Source organism: Streptomyces sp. NBC_00510, from assembly GCA_036013505.1.
Lineage (GTDB): Bacteria > Actinomycetota > Actinomycetes > Streptomycetales > Streptomycetaceae > Actinacidiphila.
The window spans coordinates 4,026,373-4,046,453 of the sequence record CP107851.1 but is presented as its reverse complement, the minus strand read 5'-3'; the positions used below and the strand labels follow the sequence as shown (position 1 = coordinate 4,046,453).

Here is a 20,081-nt window from a genome sequence, read left to right as displayed (position 1 = left end):
TAAGAACAGTGACTCCTGAGGAGGCAAACCCATGCGCGGTGCCAAGAGCGCCACTTGGGTCGCAGGTGCGATCATCGTCGCTATGGCTGCTACCGCTTGCGGTGGCGGCGGTGGTGACAAGGGCAGCAGCAACGACGCTGGCGGCGTCAACCCCAACGGCAAGTTCTCCGTCGAGGTCGGCGAGCCGCAGAACCCCCTGCAGCCTGCCAACACCATGGAGTCCAACGGCAGCATCGTCGTCCGCTCGCTGTTCTCGCAGCTCGTGGACTACGACCCCAAGGGCAACATCGTCATGGTGAACGCCAAGTCGGTGGACACCAAGGACAACAAGACCTACACGGTCACGCTGCAGGACGGCTGGAAGTTCCACGACGGCACCCCGGTGACCGCCGAGTCCTACGTCAAGGCGTGGAACTGGGCCGCCAACATCAACAACGCCCAGACCAACGCGTCGTGGTTCGCCGACATCAAGGGCTTCGAGGACGTCCACCCCGAGAAGGAGGGTGCGAAGCCGAAGGCCGACACGATGTCCGGCCTGAAGGTCGTCGACGACAAGACCTTCACCATCGAGCTCACCACCCCGATCCCGTACTTCGTGTACAAGCTCGGTTACGAGGTGTTCTCGCCGCTGCCGGAGTCCTTCTACAAGGACCCGAAGGCCGCGGGCGAGAACCCGGTCGGCAACGGCCCGTACCAGTTCGTCAAGTGGGACCACAAGAAGCAGATCGAGGTCAAGCGCTTCGACGGCTACAAGGGCCCGGACAAGGCGAAGAACGGCGGTGTGATCTTCAAGAACTACACCGGCCTCGAGGCTGCGTACGAGGACCTGAAGTCCGGCAACGTCGACGTCCTGCGTCAGATCGCGCCGAAGGACCTCCCGGTCTACCGCGACGACCTCGGTGACCGCGCCGTGGACCAGGCGTACTCCGCCATCCAGTCCATCGTCCCGGCCTTCTACTCCAAGCAGTGGAAGAACGTCGACCCCAAGGTCATCCAGGGTCTGTCGATGGCGATCGACCGCGACACCATCACCAAGACGGTGCTCCAGGGCACCCGTGAGCCCGCCACCGGCTTCGTCGCCAAGGGCGTGCTCGGCTACCAGGACAACGTGGGCGGCGACGTCTTCAAGTACGACCCCGCGAAGGCCAAGGAGCTCATCAAGGCCGGCGGCGGCGTCCCCGGCAACAAGATCTCCATCCAGTACAACGCCGACGGTGGCCACAAGGAGTGGGTGGAGGCCGTCTGCAACAGCATCACCAACGCGACCGGTATCAAGTGCGCCGGCGACTCCAAGGCCGACTTCCAGAGCGACCTGGACGCCCGCGAGGCCCACGAGGTCAAGTCGATCTACCGCAGTGGCTGGGTGCTCGACTACCCCGTGAACGCCAACTTCATCCGTGACCTCTACGGCACCACCTCGGCGGGCAACCAGTCCGGCTTCTCCAACAAGGAGCTCGACGCGCTGATCAAGAAGGCCGACACCGCGGCCACGCTCGACGAGTCGGTCAAGGAGTACCAGGCCGCCGAGAAGAAGATGGTCGAGCTCATGCCCGCCATCCCGCTCTGGTACTACAAGGTCAACGCCGGCTACTCGGAGAACGTCTCGAACGTCCAGTACGCGCAGAACGGTGACCCGATCCTCACCGGCGTCGAGGTCAAGAAGTAACCATCGCGTAGTGAGCACGCCGGTGCGGGGCTGACGGAGACGTCGGACGCGCGGGGTGCAGGCAACGGCTGGGGGGCCCTTCTCCCGTCTTCCCGAAGAGGAGGACGGGGGAAGGGCCCATCTCTGCTGCCACAGCGACTGACATGGAGGCACGATGGGGCGTTACGTCGCGCGGCGACTGCTCCAGATGATCCCGGTATTCATCGGGACGACTCTGCTCATCTTTTTCATGGTCTACGCCCTGCCTGGCGACCCCGTGCGGGCGCTCTTCGGCGACAAGGGCGCGGACCCGGCGACCGTGGCGCGGATCCGTCATGACCTCGGTCTCGACCAGCCGATCCTGAAGCAGTACTGGGATTACATGACGGGCATCATCCTGCACTTCGACTTCGGCAACCAGATTGCCAGCGGTCGTCCGGTGCGTGACGTGCTCGGGGACGCCTTCCCGGTGACGCTGCGGCTCGCGGGGCTCTCCTTCGCGATCGAACTGGTCGTGGGCATCGCCCTCGGTGTCTGGGCCGGCATGCGCGCGGGCAAGCTCGCTGACTCGCTGGTGCTGATCTTCACCCTGCTGCTGATCTCGGTCCCGGTCTTCGTCCTCGGCTTCATCTTCAAGCTGGTCTTCGCCTTCCAGCTCGGATGGATGACACCGAACGTCCAGGACTCCACCAACTACAGCCAGTTGCTGATGCCGGCCATCGTGCTGGCCAGCCTCTCGCTGGCGTACGTGGCGCGCCTGACCCGTACCTCCATAGCCGAGAACCTGCGCGCCGACTACATGCGGACCGCCATCGCCAAGGGCCTGCCCCGGCGCCGCGTGGTCGGCGTGCACCTGATGCGCAACTCGATGATCCCGGTGGTCACCTTCCTCGGTACCGACATCGGCGCCCTGATGGGCGGCGCGGTCGTCACCGAGGGCCTGTTCAACATCCACGGTGTCGGCGGCACGATCTACGAGTCCATCCTGCGCCGCGAGGGGACCACGCTGGTCGGTCTCGTCACCGTCCTCGTGCTGGTCTTCCTCGTCACCAGCCTGATCGTCGACCTGCTCTACGCGGTCCTGGACCCGAGGATCCGTTATGCCTGACGTCACCAAGACCGCCGTCGAGAACGCGGACCCGATGGCCGCCACGGCCGCGGACACCGCTTCCGCCACCGGGCCCGCGCCCACGGCGGAGAAGGCGCGCAGCCTGTGGGGCGACGCCTGGCGGGACCTGCGCCGCAACCCCTACTTCGTGGTCTCCGGGATCCTGATCCTGCTCCTGCTGGTGATCTCGGTCTTCCCGGGCCTGTTCACCAGTGCCTCGCCGACCTACGCCGACCTGCGGAACCACTACCTGGGCAAGCCCGAGTACGGGCACGTGTTCTCCGCGGAGTGGCTCGGCTACGACGGACAGGGCCGCAGCGTCTTCGCCCGTGTGATCTACGGGACCCGGGCCTCGATCACGGTCGGCGTCAGCGTGACCCTCCTGGTCACCGTGCTGGGCGGCCTGGTCGGCATGATCGCCGGTTACTTCGGCGGCATGGTCGACACGATCCTGTCCCGGATCACCGACATCTTCTTCGCGGTCCCGTTCCTGCTCGGCACGCTGGTCGTCCTGAACTCCTTCACCGACCGCACGGTCTGGGTGGTGTCGGGTGCGCTGGCCTTCCTCGGCTGGACGCAGATCGCCCGCGTCATGCGCGGTTCGGTGATCACCATCAAGCAGGCGGACTACGTGCACGCCGCCCAGGCCCTGGGCGCGAGCACCACGCGGATCCTGTTCAAGCACATCCTGCCGAACGCGGTCGCACCGGTGATCGTGGTCTCCACGATCGCGCTCGGCGGCTACATCTCGGCCGAGGCCACCCTGTCCTACCTCGGACTGGGCCTGCCCACGTCCGTGGTCTCCTGGGGTCAGGACATCTCCGGTGGTGCCGCGCAGATCCGTACGGCTCAGCACATCATGCTGTACCCGTCGATCATGCTGAGCATCACGGTCCTGGCGTTCATCATGCTCGGCGATGCGGTCCGCAACGCCCTCGACCCCAAGCTGCGCTGAGGGAGGCGTACGTGACCACCATCGACAAGACCGCGGACGTGCCCGCACCCCGTACCGGGGATGCCGCCGCTCCGCTGCTGGAAGTGCGCGACCTGCACGTGGAGTTCCACACCCGCGACGGCGTCGCCAAGGCCGTCAACGGTGTGAACTACACGGTGTCGGCCGGTGAGACCCTGGCGGTGCTGGGCGAGTCCGGCTCCGGCAAGTCCGTGACCGCGCAGGCGATCATGGGCATCCTGGACATGCCCCCCGGGCGGATCCCGCAGGGCGAGATCCTCTTCCAGGGCCAGGACATGCTCAAGATGTCCGGCGAGCAGCGCCGGAAGATCCGCGGTCGCAAGATCGCGATGATCTTCCAGGACGCGCTGTCCTCGCTGAACCCGGTGCTCACCGTCGGCTACCAGCTCGGCGAGATGTTCCGGGTCCACCAGGGCCTGTCCAAGAAGGAAGCCAAGGCCAAGGCCATCGAGATGATGGACCGGGTCCGCATCCCGGCGGCGAAGGAGCGGGTCAACGACTACCCGCACCAGTTCTCCGGCGGTATGCGCCAGCGCATCATGATCGCCATGGCGCTGGCCCTGGAGCCCGAGCTGATCATCGCGGACGAGCCCACCACCGCGCTCGACGTGACGGTGCAGGCCCAGGTCATGGACCTGCTCGCGGAACTGCAGCGCGAGTACAACATGGGCCTGATCCTGATCACCCACGACCTCGGCGTGGTCGCCGACGTCGCGGACAAGATCGCGGTGATGTACGCGGGCCGGATCGTGGAGACCGCGCCGGTCCACGAGATCTACAAGCGGCCCGCGCACCCGTACACCAAGGGCCTGCTGGAGTCGATCCCGCGCCTGGACCAGAAGGGCCAGGAGCTCTACGCGATCAAGGGCCTGCCCCCGAACCTGCTGCGCATCCCCACCGGCTGCGCGTTCAACCCGCGCTGCGAGATGGCGCAGGACATCTGCCGCACCGAGGTCCCCACGCTGCACCGGGTGACCGAGCAGGACGGCAGCGAGCTGCCGGGCCGCGGCAGTGCGTGCCACTTCTGGAAGGAGACGATCCATGGCTGACGTCACCAAGAACGACGAGGCCGTCTCCGACGAGGTGGCGGCGGTCGAGGCCGCGATCGCCCAGCCGGTCAAGCGCGGCGAGCCGATCCTCCAGGTGCGCAACCTGGTCAAGCACTTCCCGCTGACCCAGGGCATCCTCTTCAAGAAGCAGATCGGCGCCGTCAAGGCCGTCGACGGGATCTCCTTCGACCTGTACCAGGGCGAGACCCTGGGCATCGTGGGCGAGTCCGGCTGCGGCAAGTCCACCGTCGCCAAGCTGCTGATGAACCTGGAGCGGGCCACCGCCGGCGAGGTCTTCTACAAGGGACAGGACATCACCAAGCTGTCCCGCCGTGCCCTGAAGGCCGTCCGCCGGAACATCCAGATGGTGTTCCAGGACCCGTACACCTCGCTGAACCCGCGCATGACGGTCGGCGACATCATCGGCGAGACCTTCGACATCCACCCCGAGGTGGCCCCGAAGGGCGACCGGCGCCGCAAGGTGCAGGAGCTGCTGGACGTCGTCGGCCTGAACCCGGAGTACATCAACCGGTACCCGCACCAGTTCTCCGGCGGTCAGCGGCAGCGCATCGGCATCGCGCGCGGCCTGGCGCTCAACCCGGAGATCATCATCTGCGACGAGCCGGTCTCGGCGCTGGACGTCTCCGTGCAGGCGCAGGTCATCAACCTGATGGAGAAGCTGCAGGACGAGTTCAACCTCTCCTACATCTTCATCGCGCACGACCTGTCGATCGTCCGCCACATCTCCGACCGTGTCGGCGTGATGTACCTGGGCAAGATGGCCGAGATCGGTACCGACACCGAGATCTACGACCACCCGACCCACCCGTACACCCAGGCCCTGCTCTCGGCCGTGCCGGTGCCGGACCCGGAGGCGCGCGACCACCGCGAGCGCATCATCCTGAGCGGTGACGTCCCGTCGCCGGCCAACCCGCCGTCCGGCTGCCGCTTCCGCACCCGGTGCTGGAAGGCACAGGACCGGTGTGCCACCGAGGAGCCGCTGCTCGCCATCCCGCAGCGCTTCAAGGGCGAGGACACCCCGGCCGCGCACGAGTCGGCGTGCCACTTCGCCGAGGAGAAGGACGTCGTCCACGCGGTGAACTGAGCACCACCCGCACCACCCACGAGGGGCGCCTGCACGATTGCCGTGCGGGCGCCCCTCGGGCGTTCACGGCCGTACGGGGCGGCCGTCCGGCCCGGCGAGCGCCAGAGCGGTGAGGAAGGCCCGCTGGCGCGGGTCGGCCCAGTCGTCGCTCTCCGTGGCGTCCAGGAGCGTCCACACGCCCCACTCGACCTGCATGTAGCGCACGGCCACCGGCCACAGGGCCACCTCGGCCGCGGTCAGCGTGCAGTGGCGGCGGTAGGCGTCGTGGAAGACCGCCCATTCGCGGGGCGTGAACGGCCGCGGCGGGGCGCCCGGGGACTCGGTGTGGAAGAGCAGCAGCGCCAGCGCGAGGTCGAGCAGCCGGGGCGCGTACTCGGCGTTCTCCGGGTCGATGAGGACCGGGCCGCCCTCGGCGTAGACCAGGTTGTTCGCCTTGAAGTCCATCGACGCGACGACACGGGGCAGGCCCGCGTCGCGCAGGGCGGGCAGCAGTCGCGTCATCAGGGTCCGCGACCACAGCTCCAGCCGGGCCGTCGCGGCCTCCCGGACCGCCGGGGCATGGCGGGCCAGGGCGGGGCGCAGCGCGTCGAGGTCGGCTTCGAGGTCCGTCGGTCCGTGGTCCGGCCAGGTGAAGGCGGGGACCGCGGCGGGGCCGTCGGCACTGTGGGCGTGCAGCCGTCCCAGCAGGTCGCCCGCCGCCTCGATGTCCGCCTCCGTACCGCGGTAGGGCCGGCCCTCCACCCAGGGGTAGGCCACCCAGTCCCCCTCGCCGATCCGGGCCGGGTTCGCGGCCGGCCCGTCGAGCGGGGTGACCACCGGGACGCCCCGAGCCGCCAGGGCGCGCGTCCAGCCGGCGACGGCCGCCGCCGCGGTCTGCGGCGAGGCGGCCTTCTTCAGTGCCGCTTCCGTACCGGCCACACGGCAGCGGAAGACCGGCGAGTGCGGGTGGACCGAGCGGGCGGGACGGTCGCCTTCGGCCACCCCGAAATGGGCGAAGACGTCGGCGAAGGGCCGGGAGCGCGCGAGGGGCATGGCGGGGATCCTGTCCTGCCGGGAGACCCGGCCGCGGCGTGCGGGACCGGCAACGGTCCCATGGCGGCGCCCACTTCGGCCACGCATATAGAGCGGTCCGCCCCGCCACCGAGGTGCGGTGACGGGGCGGTCGCGGTGCCGGGAGCCGGCGCGGCTTACTTCAGGAAGCCGATGTTCTCGTAGCGCAGGTCCTGGAAGCCGTAGGCGCCGATGTTGGCCAGGTCCTTCTTCACCGCGTAGATGTCGGGACGCTGGTACAGCGGCAGCAGGTTGGCCTGCTGCCAGATCAGCAGGTCCGCGGCGTTGGCGTCGTCGATCGCCTGGGCCGGGTCGGTGTCGGCGGCGGCCTTGTTCATGGCCGCGTCCAGCTCGTCGCTGCCGACGCCGGTGTAGTTCTGCTGGATGTTGTCACCCACGGGCTTGGCGTAGATCGACTTGGTCGACGACACCGGGAAGGACGTGCCGAGCCAGGAGAAGGCCGTCAGGTCGAAGCTGCCGGTGTTGACGTACTTGTCGAAGAACTCCTGCAGCGGCACCGACTTGATGTTCAGCTTGATGCCGACCGCCTTGAGCATCGGCTGCATCAGCTTGCCCTCGTTGGCGGAGGTGCTGACGTTCGCCGGGATGACGAAGTCCAGCTCCAGGGTCTTGCCGCCCTTGGTGCGGAACTCGCCGCTCTGCTTCCAGCCGGCCTCGTCCAGCAGGCTCTTGGCCTTGGCCTGGTCGAAGGTGCCGATGCCGGTGGAGTTGTCCTTGTAGCCCTTCTGGTTGGTGACGAAGAAGTGGTTGTTCAGCGGCTTGGCGTCCCAGTCCAGACCCTGCAGGTCGGACTCGGCGATGGCCTGCCGGTTCAGGGCGGACATGATGGCCTGGCGGACCTTGACGTCCTTCAGCGCGCCGCGGGCACCGTTGAAGGTGACGTGGCGGTAGTTGGGGCCGGCCGCCTTGCGGATGTCGGCGCCCTTGACCTCCTTGGCCTGCTTGTAGGCGGCCGAGTCGGGGCCGACGTTGAAGAAGTCGACCTCGCCGTTGGCGAAGGCGCCGGCGGTGGCGTCCGAGTCCAGCGCGCGGTAGATGATCTTGTCCAGGATGGCCTTGTTGCCCCACCAGCTGTCGTCGCGCACGATGGTCAGGGTCTTGGTGGTCTTGTCGATGCCCTGGAACTTGAAGGCGCCCGCGGTGACCGGGAACTTGCCCAGGTAGCCGGTGTTGAAGCCGTCGGCGGTGCCGACGACCTTGGCCGGGTAGAGCGGGCTGAACAGGCCCTTCCAGTCACCGTAGGGGCTGGAGAAGGTGACCACGGCCTCCTGGTCGTTGGCGCCCTTGGCGACGCTGCTGATCAGCTCGTAGCCGGTGCTGGAGGAGATCTTGTACTTGGCGTCCTTGCCGTTCAGCGCCTTCCAGCTGGCCTCGAAGTCCTTCCAGGACAGCGGGGTGCCGTCGGACCACTTGGCCTTGGGGTTGATCTTGTACGTGACGACCTGCTTGCCGGCGGTGTCGGCGACCTCGGCCGAGGTCAGGTAGTCCGGGTTCGGGGTGACCGTGCCGGTGGCGTCCGACATCATGATGATCGGCATCACGGCGCGCTCGACGTCGTAGCCGTCGGCCAGGGTGCCGTCGATCTGGTTGTAGTTGAAGTTCTCGGCGATCTCGCCCAGCGGCCAGTTCAGGGTGCCGCCCTGCTTGAGCTGGTCGCGGTCGGTGGCCTTGATGTTGTTGACGCTCGACTTGGGCACCGAGTTCTTCTTGGACGCGGCGTCGCTCTTCCCGTCCCCGCCGCCGCACGCGGTCAGGGTCAGCGCGCTCGCCGTGGCCAGCGCCACCACGGCGACGGACATACGTGTTCTGTTCAACGGACTCTCTCTCCTCTTACTGGGTGGGAAATCACACGACGGTGACGGCGGCGGCAAAGTGGCAGGCCGCGGTGTGGTCGCCCGCCAGTCCGGTCGGTGCCGGGTCCTCCTCGCGGCACCGGCCGCGGTCGGACTCGTCGAGGGAGGCGAACTTCGGGCAGCGGTTGCGGAATCGGCAGCCGGTCGGCACGTCCGCGGGGCTGGGAAGGTCGCCGGTGAGCAGGATGCGCCTGCGATCGCGCTCCTTGCGGGGATCGGGCAGCGGCACCGCGGAGAGCAGCGCCTGGGTGTACGGGTGGGAGGGTGCTTCGAAGACGGCCTCGGCGGAACCGAGTTCCACGATCCGGCCGAGGTACATCACCGCGATCCGGTCGGCGATGTGCCGCACGACGGACAGGTCGTGCGCCACGAAGAGGTAGCTCAGGTTCATGCGCGCCTTGAGCTCGTCCAGCAGGTTGAGCACACCGGCCTGGATGGACACGTCCAGGGCCGAGACCGGCTCGTCCAGGACGACCAGCTTGGGCTCCAGCGCCAGCGCCCGCGCGATGCTGATGCGCTGCCGCTGCCCGCCGGAGAACTCCGCCGGGAAACGGTCCACGTGGTCCGGGTCGAGGCCGACCTGGTTCAGCAGTTCCGGCACCCGGGCGGCGATGCGGTCCCGGGACCAGCCGTGGGTCTTCATGGGCTCGGCGAGGATGTCGCCGACCGGCATCCGCGGGTCGAGCGCGGCCATCGGGTCCTGGAAGACCACCTGCAGGTCGCGGCGGAGCGCCTTGCGGTCGGCTCCCTTCAGGCCCCGGATGTCCTTGCCGAAGACGGTGACCGTGCCGGACTGCCCGGAGGGCAGGTCGAGGATCTCCAGCAGTGTCGTGGTCTTGCCGCAGCCCGACTCGCCCACCAGGCCGAGCGTCTCGCCCTCGCGGATGTCGAAGCTGATGCCGTCGACCGCGCGGACCTCGCCGACCTTGCGCTTGATGACCGCGCCGTGGAGCAGCGGGAAGTGCTTGACCAGCCCGTCGACCTCCAGCACCGGGGCGCGGTCCGCGCGGGGCACGGAGTCGGCCGGGGCCTTCGGCACCGGCGGTACCGGGTAGATGGTCGCGGGGTCGAGGGAGCCGCCCGCCACCAGCTCGTGGCTGCGGTGGCAGGCCGTGGGGTGGTTGCCCCCCTCGCGCACCGTCAGCTCGGGCTCGATGCGCCGGCACACGTCGATGGCGATGGGGCAGCGGGCCGCGAAGGGGCAGCCGGTCGGCAGGTCCACCAGCGAGGGCGGGTTGCCGTCGATCGGGGTCAGCGCGTGGCGCCCGCCGTCGTCGAGCCGGGGGATCGAGCCGAGCAGACCGATGGTGTACGGCATGCGCGGGGTGTAGTAGACGTCGTCCACGGTCCCGGTCTCCACCGGGCGTCCCGCGTACATCACCTGGACCCGGTCGGCGAAGCCGGCCACCACGCCCAGGTCGTGGGTGATCATGACGATGGCGGCGCCGGTGACCTCCTGGGCCTTCTTCAGGACGTCGAGGATCTGCGCCTGGATGGTCACGTCCAGGGCGGTCGTCGGCTCGTCGGCGATGATCACCTCGGGGTCGTTGGCGATCGCCATGGCGATCATCGCGCGCTGGCGCATGCCGCCGGAGAACTCGTGCGGGAAGGCGTCGGCGCGCCGCGCCGGGTCCGGGATGCCCACCAGGTCCAGCAGCTCGATCGCGCGCTTGCGGGCGGTGTCCTTGTCCAGGTCCTGGTGGATCCGCAGCGCCTCGACGATCTGGTTGCCGACGGAGTAGACCGGGGTCAGCGCGGACAGCGGGTCCTGGAAGACCATCGCGATGTCCTTGCCGCGGATCTCCGTCATGTCCCGGTCGTCCAGCTCCAGCAGCTCGCGGCCGTGCAGCTTGACCGAGCCCTTGATGTCGGCGGTCTCCGGGAGCAGTCCGAGGACCGCGAGGGAGGAGACGGACTTGCCGGAGCCGGACTCGCCGACGATGCCGAGGACCTCGCCGGGACGCACGGAGAAGGACACGCCGCGCACGGCCCTGACCGGCCCGGCCTCGCTCGGGAAGGAGACGTGGAGGTCGGTGACCTCGAGGGCGGGGGGCGTCTCGCTCACGACGTGCGTCCTTCCGTGGACGTGCTCTTCTTGGTGGTGCGGGGTGCGCGGGCCTTGGCGCCGCTGGAGTTGGGGTCGAGGGCGTCGCGCAGGCCGTCGCCGATGAAGGCGATGGACAGGCAGATCAGCACCAGGCAGCCGGCCGGGAAGTAGAACAGCCACGGGAAGGACGGGGCCGCCGGGGTGCCGGTGGCGATGACCGTGCCCAGCGAGACGTCGGGGGACTGCACGCCGAAGCCGAAGTACGACAGGCTGGTCTCGCCGATGATCGCCGCGCCGACCTGGATCGTCCCGTCGATGATCAGCATCGAGGCCATCGACGGCAGGATGTGCCGGAAGATGATGACCGGCGCGGGCACGCCCATGTACTTGGCGGCCTTGACGAATTCACGGTCCTTCAGGGTGAGCGTCATGCTGCGGACCACCCGGCCGGTGATCATCCAGCTGAACGCCGCCAGCAGCACCACGAACACCAGCCAGGTGGTGCCCTGGAACAGGGGCGACAGCACCGCGATGATCAGGAAGCTGGGCATGACCAGCAGCAGGTCGACCACCCACATCAGGGAACGGTCCGTCCAGCCGCCGAAGTAGCCTGCGCTGGCGCCGACCGCGGCGGCGACGAACGTGCAGATGAGACCGGTCAGGATGCCGATGACCAGTGACTTCTGCATACCGCGCGCGGTGAGTGCGAAGAGGTCGGAGCCGGTCTGGTCGGTGCCGAACCAGTGGGCGGCCGAGGGCGGCTTCTGGAAGGCGGTGAAGTCGAGTTCGGTGTAGTCCCACTTGTAGAACAGCGGTGAGACGTACGCCATCAGGAAGAGCAGGACCAGCATGACCAGGCCGAACAGGGCCATGCGGTTGCGCGCGAAGCGGACGGCGGTGAGCCGGAGCCTGCTGTTCGCGCGGCGCTTGGCGGGCTGGTCGCCCGGCGCGGCGGGCACGTGCGCCGGAGGCTGTACGGAGGGGGTCTGGACGGCCATGGGTGGAGGCTCCTGGTAACGCGGGATCGGGGCGGCGGAGGGGTGCGGTGGGTCTCAGCGCACCCGTACGCGGGGATCGAGCGCCGCGTAGAGCACATCGGACAGCAGACCGGCGATCAGGACCACGGACGCCGTGAACATGCCCACGGCGGCGACCGCGTTGACGTCGTTCGTGCTGATGGAGTTGACCAGCCACTCGCCCATGCCGTGCCAGCCGAAGATCTTCTCGGTGAAGGTCGCGCCGGTGAAGAGCAGGACGACGTTGTAGACCAGCAGCGGGACCACCGGGAGGACCGCGGTGCGCAGGCCGTGCTTCATCAGTGCCGCCCGCCGCGACAGGCCCTTGGCCCGGGCGGTGCGCAGGAAGTCGCTGCCGAGGACGTCCAGCATGGTGCTGCGCTGGTAGCGGCTGTAGAGGGCGACCTGGATCACGATCAGGGTCAGGCTGGGCAGCAGCAGGTGCTGCAGCCGGCTGGCGAGGATCTCCCCGGTCCCGGTGAGCCCGGGATCGTACTCACCGGTGTACTCGATGACCTTGTGACCCACGGCGTCGTTGATGTCGATCGCCCAGAGCTTGAAGGTCACCGCGATCACGAACACCGGCATGGCCAGGACGAAGAACGAGGCCAGTGTGGTGACCCGGTCCGATGCCCGGTATTGCTTGATGGCCCCCCAGGCGCCCACCAGGACGCCGCCGATGGAACCCAGGATGGTGGCGATCAGCAGCAGGCGCGTGCTCACCCCGACGCGCCGGCCGAACTCGTCGTTGACCTCACCGCCGGTGACCGTCCGTCCGAGGTCCCCGTGGGCCACGCCGTTCGCCCAGTGGGCGAAGCGGACCACGACCGGGGTGTCGGGGTTGAGGTTGTAGTCGTTCAGGGTGGCCGTCACCGAGGACGCCGCCACCGGGGGGTTGCGGCCCGCGAAGTTGGCCCGCGGGTTGAGGCTGATCGCCGCCAGGAAGTACGTGAGGGAAGCCGCGATGAGAACCAGCGCCACGTGGTTGATCAGTCGGCGCAGCAGGTAACGGCCCACGGCTCACACTCTCAGTCGGTTCGTTTCGAACAAATAACAAGGTTGAACTTTCTTCGCCGACCGCGTCTGACATAGTTGTGTAGCACGGCCGAAACATTTGCACCCGGGCCGTCTGCGCAGGTCGTGCGCATTCCACCCGGGCTTGAAGGGTTGATGGGACTTTCGCAACCGAATTATGGCCGCGTCAACGAGCGCCGGTTCGTCGTGATGGATCCTTTATTTTTTTGGTCGAAATTTAACCCGACTATCGGGATAACCCTCATTGACGGGCCGGTGCATAGGGAAAACCCTCTGTCCCCCCTCCGGGGCGCCCGGGTCGGTGAGCCGCTGTGCAATATGTATGGGTTTGCGATGTCATGGTGAGTCTCGTGTCCTTCATGGCGTAGAGAGCTCCCCGAGGAGGCATCCGATGCGACGGAGCGCGGCGAGGTGGGCCGCCGGCGCGGCCGCGGCCGCCCTGGTGGCCACCGGCTGCGGGGGTGGGGGCGGAGGCGGCGGTTCGACCGGCGCCTCCGGGGTGTTCAGCGCCTCGTGGACCGATCCGCAGAATCCGCTGGAGCCCGCCAACACCAATGAGGTGCAGGGCGGCAAGGTGCTGGACATGATCTTCCGCGGCCTGAAGAAGTACAACCCGAGGACGGCGGCCGCCGAGAACGTCATCGCCGACGCGATCACCACCACGGACCAGCGGACGTTCAAGATCACGCTCAAGGACGGCTGGACCTTCAGCAACGGCGAGAAGGTCACCTCCGGTTCGTTCATCGACGCCTGGAACTACGGGGCGCTGGTGACGAACAAGCAGATCAACGCCTCCTTCTTCCGGTACGTCGAGGGCTACGACAAGGTCCACCCGGGGTCCGGCCGGCCGGCCGCCGGGAAGCTCTCCGGCCTGACCAGGCAGGACGACCTGAACTTCACCGTCAAGCTCAACCAGAAGTTCTCCACCTGGCCCGACACCCTCGGATACGCCGCCTTCATGCCGCTGCCCCGGGCCTTCTTCACCGACCACGCCGCCTGGCTGCGGAAGCCCGTCGGCAACGGCCCGTACCGCGTGGAGTCCTACACCAAGGGCCAGGGCATGCAACTGCGCACGTGGGACGGGTACAAGGGCGGCGACGCGGCCGTCAACGGCGGCGTGGACCTCAAGGTCTACACGGACAACATCACCGCCTACACCGACCTCCAGGCCGGCAACCTCGACCTGGTCGACGACGTCCCCGCCTCCCAGTTGAAGAACGTGAAGGGCGACCTGGACGGCCGCTACCTCAACACCCCGGCCGGCATCATCCAGACCCTCGCCTTCCCGCTCTACGACAAGGCCTGGTCGGGCGAGCACTCCGACAAGCTCCGCCAGGGCATCTCCATGGCGATCAACCGCAAGCAGATCACCCGGCAGATCTTCCAGAACACCCGCATCCCGGCGCGGGACTGGACCTCACCCGTGCTCGGCGCGGACGGCGGCTTCGACGACACCCTCTGCGGCCGGACGTGCGACTACGACCCCGCCCGGGCCAGGCAACTGGTCAAGGAGGGCGGCGGCCTCCCCGGAGGCACCATGAGGATCACGTACAACGCGGACAGCGGCTCCCACAAGGACTGGGTCGACGCGGTCTGCAACAGCATCAACAACGCCCTGGGCAAGGACGACGCCTGTGTCGGCGACCCCGTCGGCACCTTCGCCGACTTCCGCAACCAGATCGTCAACAAGCAGATGAAGAACCCGTTCCGGGCCGGGTGGCAGATGGACTACCCGCTGATCCAGAACTTCCTGCAGCCGCTGTACTACACCGACGCCTCGTCCAACGACGCGCACTTCAGCGACCCGAAGTTCGACGAGCTCGTCGACCGGGCGAACGCCGAGAGCGACACCGCGAAGGCCGTCGACACCTTCCAGCAGGCCGAGCGGATCCTGCCGCAGCAGGTCCCGGCGATCGCCCTGTGGTACCAGAACGGCAGCGCGGGCTGGTCCGGGCGGCTCACCGCCGTCTCCCTCAACCCCTTCAGCGTCCCCGTCTACAACCAGATCAAGGTCAGCTGACGCCCATGGGACGGTACGTCATCCGCCGTCTGCTGCAGATGATCCCGGTCTTCGTCGGCACCACCGTGCTGATCTTCGTCATGGTGTTCGCGCTCGGCGACCCGGTCCAGGCCCGGTGCGGGGACCGCGCCTGCGACCCCGCCACGGCGGCGCAGATCCGCCACGACCTGTACCTGGACCACCCGCTGTGGCAGCAGTACCTGCACTACATGGGGCAGATCTTCCGCGGCGACTTCGGGGTCGCGTGGAACGGCCAGCCGGTCACCGAGCTGCTGGCCACCGCCCTCCCCGTCACGCTGCGGCTGACGGTCCTCGCCGTCCTCTTCGAGATCGTCATCGGCATCACCCTCGGCGTCCTCACCGGACTGCGCCGCGGCCGTCCCGCGGACACCGCGACGCTGCTCGGCACCCTCGTCGTCATCTCCGTGCCGACCTTCGTCACCGGCTACGTGCTGCAGTACCTGCTCGGCGTCAAGTGGAACCTCATCGCGCCCTCGGTCTCCTCCGAGGCCCGGTTCGACGAACTGATCGTGCCGGCCCTCGTGCTGGCCCTGACCTCGCTGGCCTACGTCACCCGGCTCACCCGCACCTCGGTGGTGGAGAACGTCCACGCCGACTACGTCAGGACCGCCGTCGCCAAGGGGCTGCCGCGCCGCCGGGTGATCACCCGTCACCTGCTGCGCAACTCCCTCATCCCGGTGGTCACCTTCATCGGCACCGACATCGGGGCACTGATGGGCGGGGCCATCGTCACCGAGCGCATCTTCAACATCCACGGCGTGGGCTACCAGCTCTACCAGGGCATCCTGCGGCTGGACTCGGCCACCGTGGTGGGTTTCGTGACCATCCTGGTCATCGTCTTCCTCCTCGCGAACCTGCTGGTCGACCTGCTCTACGCCGTCCTCGACCCGAGGATCCGCTATGCCTGAGCCGCGCAACCACCCCGACGAGGCCATGGAGCCGGCCGGCGGGACGGGAGCCTCCATGGGCCTGGGGCAGGACGAGGCACGCACCCTGGAGCGGGCGCCCGGCCCCGGCACGGGACCGCCCGTCCCGGCCGCCCTCCCCGGGGCGGACCGGCCGCGCAGCCTGTGGTCGGACGCCTGGCGGGACCTGCGGCGCAACCCGGTCTTCGTGCTCGCCGCACTGGTGATCCTCTTCCTCGTCGTCATCTCCGTGTGGCCGCAGCTCATCGCCTCCGGCAACCCGCTCAGCTGCAACCTGGACAACTCCCAGAAGGGCTCCGCACCCGGCCACCCCTTCGGCTTCGACACCCAGGGGTGCGACGTCTACACCCGGGTCGTCCACGGGGCGCGCGCCTCGGTCACCGTGGGCGTCTGCGCCACCGCCGGCGCGGCCCTGCTCGGCGCGCTGCTCGGCGGCCTCGCCGGTTACCACGGCGGCTGGGCCGACGCGGTGCTGTCCCGGGTGAGCGACATCTTCTTCGGCATCCCGATCGTCCTCGGCGGCCTGGTCTTCCTGTCCGTCGTCACCAGCACCACCGTCTGGCCGGTGGTGGGCTTCATCGTGCTGCTCGGCTGGCCGCAGATCGGCCGCATCGCCCGCGGCTCGGTGATCACCACCAAGCAGAACGACTACGTCCAGGCCGCCCGCGCCCTCGGCGCCGGCACCACCCGTCTGCTGCTGCGGCACATCGCGCCCAACGCCGTCGCGCCCGTCATCGTCGTGGCGACCATCGCGCTCGGCACGTACATCTCCCTGGAGGCCACCCTGTCCTACCTCGGCGTCGGGCTGAAACCGCCCACCGTCTCCTGGGGCATCGACATCTCCCAGGCCTCCACCCAGATCCGCAACGCACCGCACATGCTGCTCTGGCCGGCCGGGGCGCTGAGCGTGACGGTGCTGGCCTTCATCATGCTCGGTGACGCGGTGCGCGACGCCCTCGACCCCAAGCTGCGCTGATGGACGGAGGAACGATGACCGCCGCGGCCCGGGACGAGCCGCCCCTGCTCGACGTACGCGACCTGCACGTGGAGTTCCGCACCCGGGACGGCGTCGCGCGGGCCGTCAACGGGGTCTCCTACGCGGTGCGCCCCCGTCAGACGCTCGCCGTGCTCGGCGAGTCCGGCTCCGGCAAGTCGGTGACCGCGCAGGCCGTCATGGGCATCCTCGACTCGCCGCCCGGGTTCGTCACCCGCGGCGAGATCCTCTTCCACGGCGAGGACCTGCTCACCATGGGCGCCGAGGAGCGCCGCAAGGTGCGCGGCGCCAGGATGGCGATGATCTTCCAGGACGCGCTGTCCGCCCTCAACCCCGTGCTGACCGTCGGCGAGCAGCTCGGCGAGATGTTCCGGGTCCACCGGGGGATGTCCCGCAAGGACGCCCGGGCCAGGGCGGTGGAGCTGATGGACCGGGTGCGGATCCCCGCGGCGCGCGAACGCGTCGGGCAGTACCCGCACCAGTTCTCCGGCGGCATGCGCCAGCGCATCATGATCGCGATGGCGCTGGCCCTGGAGCCGGAGCTGATCATCGCGGACGAGCCCACCACCGCGCTGGACGTCACCGTGCAGGCACAGGTCATGGAGCTCCTGGCCGAACTGCAGCGCGAGTACGGCATGGGCCTGATCCTCATCACCCACGACCTCGGCGTGGTCGCCGACGTCGCCGACCACATCGCGGTGATGTACGCGGGCCGGATCGTGGAGACCGCGCCGGTCCACGAGATCTACAAACGGCCCGCGCACCCGTACACCAAGGGCCTGCTGGACTCGATCCCGCGCCTGGACCAGAAGGGCCAGGAGCTCTACGCGATCAAGGGCCTGCCCCCGAACCTGCTGCGCATCCCCACCGGCTGCGCCTTCCATCCGCGCTGCCCCCTGGCGCAGGAGGTGTGCGCCACCGACGAGCCGGAGCTGTACCGGATCAGCGCGCGGCGGGGCAGCGCCTGCCACTTCTGGAGGGAGTGCCTCGGTGAGCACCAGCGGTGAGCCCGTGCTCCAGGTGCGCGGGCTGTACAAGCACTTCCCGCTCACCCAGGGGATCCTCTTCAAACGGCAGATCGGTGCGGTGAAGGCGGTCGACGGCGTCGACCTCGACCTGTACCGGGGTGAGACCCTGGGCGTCGTAGGCGAGTCCGGGTGCGGCAAGTCCACCGTGGCCCGGCTGCTGGTCCACCTGGAGCGGGCCACCCGGGGGCAGATCCTGTACAAGGGGCAGGACATCACCAAGCTGTCGGGACGGGCCCTGAAGGCCGTGCGCCGGAACATCCAGATGGTCTTCCAGGACCCGTACACCTCGCTCAATCCGCGGATGACGGTCGGCGACATCGTCGGCGAGCCGTACCAGATCCACCCCGAGGTGGCCCCGAAGGGCGACCGGCGCCGCCGGGTGCAGGAGCTGCTGGACGTCGTCGGCCTCAACCCGGAGCACCTCAACCGCTATCCGCACCAGTTCTCCGGCGGCCAGCGGCAGCGCATCGGCATCGCCCGCGGGCTGGCGCTGCGGCCCGAGGTGATCGTCGCCGACGAGCCGGTCTCGGCGCTGGACGTCTCGGTGCAGGCGCAGGTCGTCAACCTGATGGAGAAGCTGCAGGACGAGTTCGACCTCTCCTACATCTTCATCGCGCATGACCTGTCGATCGTCCGGCACATCTCGGACCGGGTGGCGGTGATGTACCTCGGGCGGATCATCGAGACCGGCGACGGCACCCAGATCTACGACCACCCGACCCACCCGTACACCCAGGCGCTGCTGTCGGCGGTGCCGGTGCCCGACCCCGGGGCGCGCGAGCACCGCGAGCGCATCATCCTGAGCGGTGACGTCCCGTCGCCGGCCAACCCGCCGTCCGGCTGCCGCTTCCGCACCCGCTGCTGGAAGGCGCAGGAACGCTGCACGCTGGAGGTGCCGGCACTGGCGGTGCCCGCGGTGTTCCGCGGTGTGGACTCCCCGGCGGCGCACGACAGCGCCTGCCACTTCGCCGAGGAGAAGACGGTGGTGCCGCCCGAGCCGCCGGGCGAGTGAGCCACGGAAAAGCACCGCCCGCGCCCGGTGGTGCAGGGGTGTGGGCGCGGGTCGGGGCTCCGAACGGAGACGTCTGTCGGCCCGGGTCAAAGGGTCCTGTCGGCGGGCGTCTCCTCGGCCGCGGCGAGCGCGGGGTCGAGGACGACGTCCTCGCCGCGTGCCGCGGTCGTCGGTTCCTCGGGGAAGTGGCACGCGCTCAGGTGCCCCTCCCGGTTCCCCTCCAGGCGTACCAGGGGCGGTTCCTCGGTCGCGCACTTGTCCTGCGCCTTCCAGCAGCGCGTGCGGAAGCGGCAGCCGGACGGCGGGGAGACGGGCGAGGGCACGTCGCCGGCGAGCCGGATCCGCTCGTTCGCCTCCCGCTCGTCCGGGTCCGGCTCGGGCGAGGCGGACAGCAGGGCGTGGGTGTACGGGTGGCGGGGCCGTTCGTAGATGTCCCGGCGGTCGCCGACCTCCACGATCCGCCCGAGGTACATCACGGCCACGCGCTGCGAGAAGTGCCGCACCACCGCGAGGTCGTGGGCGATGAAGAGGAAGGCGATCCCCAGTTCCCGCTGCAGACGCTGCAGCAGGTTGACCACCTGGGCCTGGATCGACACGTCCAGCGCCGACACCGGCTCGTCCGCCACGATGAGCTTGGGCTCCAGCGCCAGCGCCCGGGCCACCCCGATGCGCTGCCGCTGCCCCCCGGAGAACTCGTGCGGGAAGCGGTTGTAGTGCTCGGGGTTGAGGCCCACGGTCTCCAGCAGCTCGCGCACCCGCTTCTCGCGGCCGCCCGGCGGGTTGATCCCGTTGATCTCCAGCGGTGCCGACACGATGTGCCCGACGGTCTGCCGCGGGTTGAGCGAGGCGTACGGGTCCTGGAAGATCATCTGGATCTCGGAGCGGATCGGGGCCAGCTCCTTGCGCGAGGCGTGCGTGATGTCCCGGCCCCGGTAGTCGATCCGTCCCGCGGTGGGCTCCAGCAGCCGGGTCACCAGCCGCCCGGTGGTGGACTTGCCGCAGCCCGACTCGCCGACCAGGCCCAGGCTCTCGCCCTCGGCGATGGCGAGGTCGATCCCGTCGACGGCCCGCACGTCCGCCACGTGGCGCTTGATCAGGAAGCCGCCCCGCACGGGGAAGTACTTGCGCAGTCCGGTCACTTCGAGCAGCGGGCTCATGGTCTCCCTCGGCGCGTCGTC

At 68.9% G+C, this 20,081-nt stretch carries 16 protein-coding genes; 10 read left to right on the top strand and 6 right to left on the bottom strand.

Annotated elements, in window-relative coordinates; all coding sequences use genetic code 11:
* Positions 1-31 precede the first annotated feature (31 nt).
* The 5 genes from OG937_17850 to OG937_17830 all read left to right on the top strand — a co-directional run bounded on the left by OG937_17850 (position 32) and on the right by OG937_17830 (position 5,880).
* Entirely contained in the window at positions 32-1,666 is a 1,635-nt protein-coding gene (locus OG937_17850) for an ABC transporter substrate-binding protein (protein WUD73409.1), read from the top strand.
* 154 nt (positions 1,667-1,820) lie between these two features.
* Positions 1,821-2,753, top strand: coding sequence for an ABC transporter permease (locus OG937_17845; GenBank protein ID WUD73408.1), 933 nt, complete (start codon positions 1,821-1,823; stop codon positions 2,751-2,753).
* Entirely contained in the window at positions 2,746-3,708 is a 963-nt protein-coding gene (locus tag OG937_17840; GenBank protein WUD73407.1) for an ABC transporter permease, read from the top strand. Before OG937_17845 ends, OG937_17840 begins: the two co-directional genes overlap by 8 nt.
* 11 nt (positions 3,709-3,719) lie before the next feature.
* Complete coding sequence (locus OG937_17835) at positions 3,720-4,775, top strand: ABC transporter ATP-binding protein (protein ID WUD73406.1); 1,056 nt, start codon at positions 3,720-3,722, stop codon at positions 4,773-4,775.
* Positions 4,768-5,880: a dipeptide ABC transporter ATP-binding protein gene (locus OG937_17830; GenBank protein WUD73405.1), complete on the top strand. Its 1,113-nt coding sequence runs from the start codon at positions 4,768-4,770 to the stop codon at positions 5,878-5,880. Before OG937_17835 ends, OG937_17830 begins: the two co-directional genes overlap by 8 nt.
* A gap of 63 nt (positions 5,881-5,943) precedes the next feature.
* Here the strand turns inward: OG937_17830 and OG937_17825 are convergent, their stop codons facing one another.
* The 5 genes from OG937_17825 to OG937_17805 form a co-directional block, all read right to left on the bottom strand.
* On the bottom strand, positions 5,944-6,912 hold the full coding sequence (locus tag OG937_17825; GenBank protein WUD73404.1) for a hypothetical protein: 969 nt from the start codon (positions 6,910-6,912) through the stop codon (positions 5,944-5,946).
* Positions 6,913-7,067: 155 nt separating this feature from the next.
* Positions 7,068-8,765 (bottom strand): ABC transporter family substrate-binding protein, encoded by a 1,698-nt coding sequence (locus OG937_17820; protein WUD73403.1) that lies wholly within the window; start codon positions 8,763-8,765, stop codon positions 7,068-7,070.
* 31 nt (positions 8,766-8,796) lie between these two features.
* Positions 8,797-10,869: an ABC transporter ATP-binding protein gene (locus OG937_17815; GenBank protein WUD73402.1), complete on the bottom strand. Its 2,073-nt coding sequence runs from the start codon at positions 10,867-10,869 to the stop codon at positions 8,797-8,799.
* Positions 10,866-11,849 (bottom strand): ABC transporter permease, encoded by a 984-nt coding sequence (locus tag OG937_17810; protein ID WUD73401.1) that lies wholly within the window; start codon positions 11,847-11,849, stop codon positions 10,866-10,868. Before OG937_17810 ends, OG937_17815 begins: the two co-directional genes overlap by 4 nt.
* Before the next feature lie 54 nt (positions 11,850-11,903).
* A complete protein-coding gene (locus OG937_17805) occupies positions 11,904-12,884 on the bottom strand; it encodes an ABC transporter permease (GenBank protein WUD73400.1) in 981 nt (326 codons plus the stop codon).
* Between the two features lie 409 nt (positions 12,885-13,293).
* On the opposite strand from OG937_17805, the gene OG937_17800 reads away from it, so the two are divergent.
* The 5 genes from OG937_17800 to OG937_17780 are packed head-to-tail and all read left to right on the top strand — an operon-like array spanning position 13,294 to position 18,903.
* Positions 13,294-14,922, top strand: a complete 1,629-nt coding sequence (locus OG937_17800) for an ABC transporter substrate-binding protein (GenBank protein ID WUD73399.1) — start codon at positions 13,294-13,296, stop codon at positions 14,920-14,922.
* A 5-nt stretch (positions 14,923-14,927) separates the two neighbouring features.
* Positions 14,928-15,851, top strand: a complete 924-nt coding sequence (locus OG937_17795) for an ABC transporter permease (protein WUD73398.1) — start codon at positions 14,928-14,930, stop codon at positions 15,849-15,851.
* Positions 15,844-16,845 carry an ABC transporter permease gene (locus tag OG937_17790; protein ID WUD73397.1) on the top strand — a complete coding sequence of 334 codons (1,002 nt, stop codon included), beginning with the start codon at positions 15,844-15,846 and terminating at the stop codon, positions 16,843-16,845. The genes OG937_17795 and OG937_17790 overlap by 8 nt, the downstream gene beginning before the upstream one ends.
* A complete protein-coding gene (locus tag OG937_17785; GenBank protein WUD73396.1) occupies positions 16,845-17,870 on the top strand; it encodes an ABC transporter ATP-binding protein in 1,026 nt (341 codons plus the stop codon). The genes OG937_17790 and OG937_17785 overlap by 1 nt, the downstream gene beginning before the upstream one ends.
* Positions 17,854-18,903, top strand: a complete 1,050-nt coding sequence (locus OG937_17780; GenBank protein ID WUD73395.1) for a dipeptide ABC transporter ATP-binding protein — start codon at positions 17,854-17,856, stop codon at positions 18,901-18,903. Before OG937_17785 ends, OG937_17780 begins: the two co-directional genes overlap by 17 nt.
* 86 nt (positions 18,904-18,989) lie before the next feature.
* On the opposite strand, the gene OG937_17775 is transcribed toward OG937_17780, so the two are convergent.
* Complete coding sequence (locus tag OG937_17775) at positions 18,990-20,060, bottom strand: dipeptide ABC transporter ATP-binding protein (GenBank protein ID WUD78795.1); 1,071 nt, start codon at positions 20,058-20,060, stop codon at positions 18,990-18,992.
* Positions 20,061-20,081: the final 21 nt, after the last annotated feature.

Bases quoted from the DNA above. Each gene is read 5' to 3' on its own strand.
- OG937_17850 (WUD73409.1), top strand. From the start codon at position 32: ATGCGCGGTGCCAAGAGCGCCACTTGGGTCGCAGGTGCGATCATCGTC.
- OG937_17845 (WUD73408.1), top strand. From the start codon at position 1,821: ATGGGGCGTTACGTCGCGCGGCGACTGCTCCAGATGATCCCGGTATTC.
- OG937_17840 (WUD73407.1), top strand. From the start codon at position 2,746: ATGCCTGACGTCACCAAGACCGCCGTCGAGAACGCGGACCCGATGGCC.
- OG937_17830 (WUD73405.1), top strand. From the start codon at position 4,768: ATGGCTGACGTCACCAAGAACGACGAGGCCGTCTCCGACGAGGTGGCG.
- OG937_17825 (WUD73404.1), bottom strand. From the start codon at position 6,912: ATGCCCCTCGCGCGCTCCCGGCCCTTCGCCGACGTCTTCGCCCATTTC.
- OG937_17810 (WUD73401.1), bottom strand. From the start codon at position 11,849: ATGGCCGTCCAGACCCCCTCCGTACAGCCTCCGGCGCACGTGCCCGCC.
- OG937_17800 (WUD73399.1), top strand. From the start codon at position 13,294: ATGCGACGGAGCGCGGCGAGGTGGGCCGCCGGCGCGGCCGCGGCCGCC.
- OG937_17795 (WUD73398.1), top strand. From the start codon at position 14,928: ATGGGACGGTACGTCATCCGCCGTCTGCTGCAGATGATCCCGGTCTTC.
- OG937_17790 (WUD73397.1), top strand. From the start codon at position 15,844: ATGCCTGAGCCGCGCAACCACCCCGACGAGGCCATGGAGCCGGCCGGC.
- OG937_17785 (WUD73396.1), top strand. From the start codon at position 16,845: ATGGACGGAGGAACGATGACCGCCGCGGCCCGGGACGAGCCGCCCCTG.
- OG937_17775 (WUD78795.1), bottom strand. From the start codon at position 20,060: ATGAGCCCGCTGCTCGAAGTGACCGGACTGCGCAAGTACTTCCCCGTG.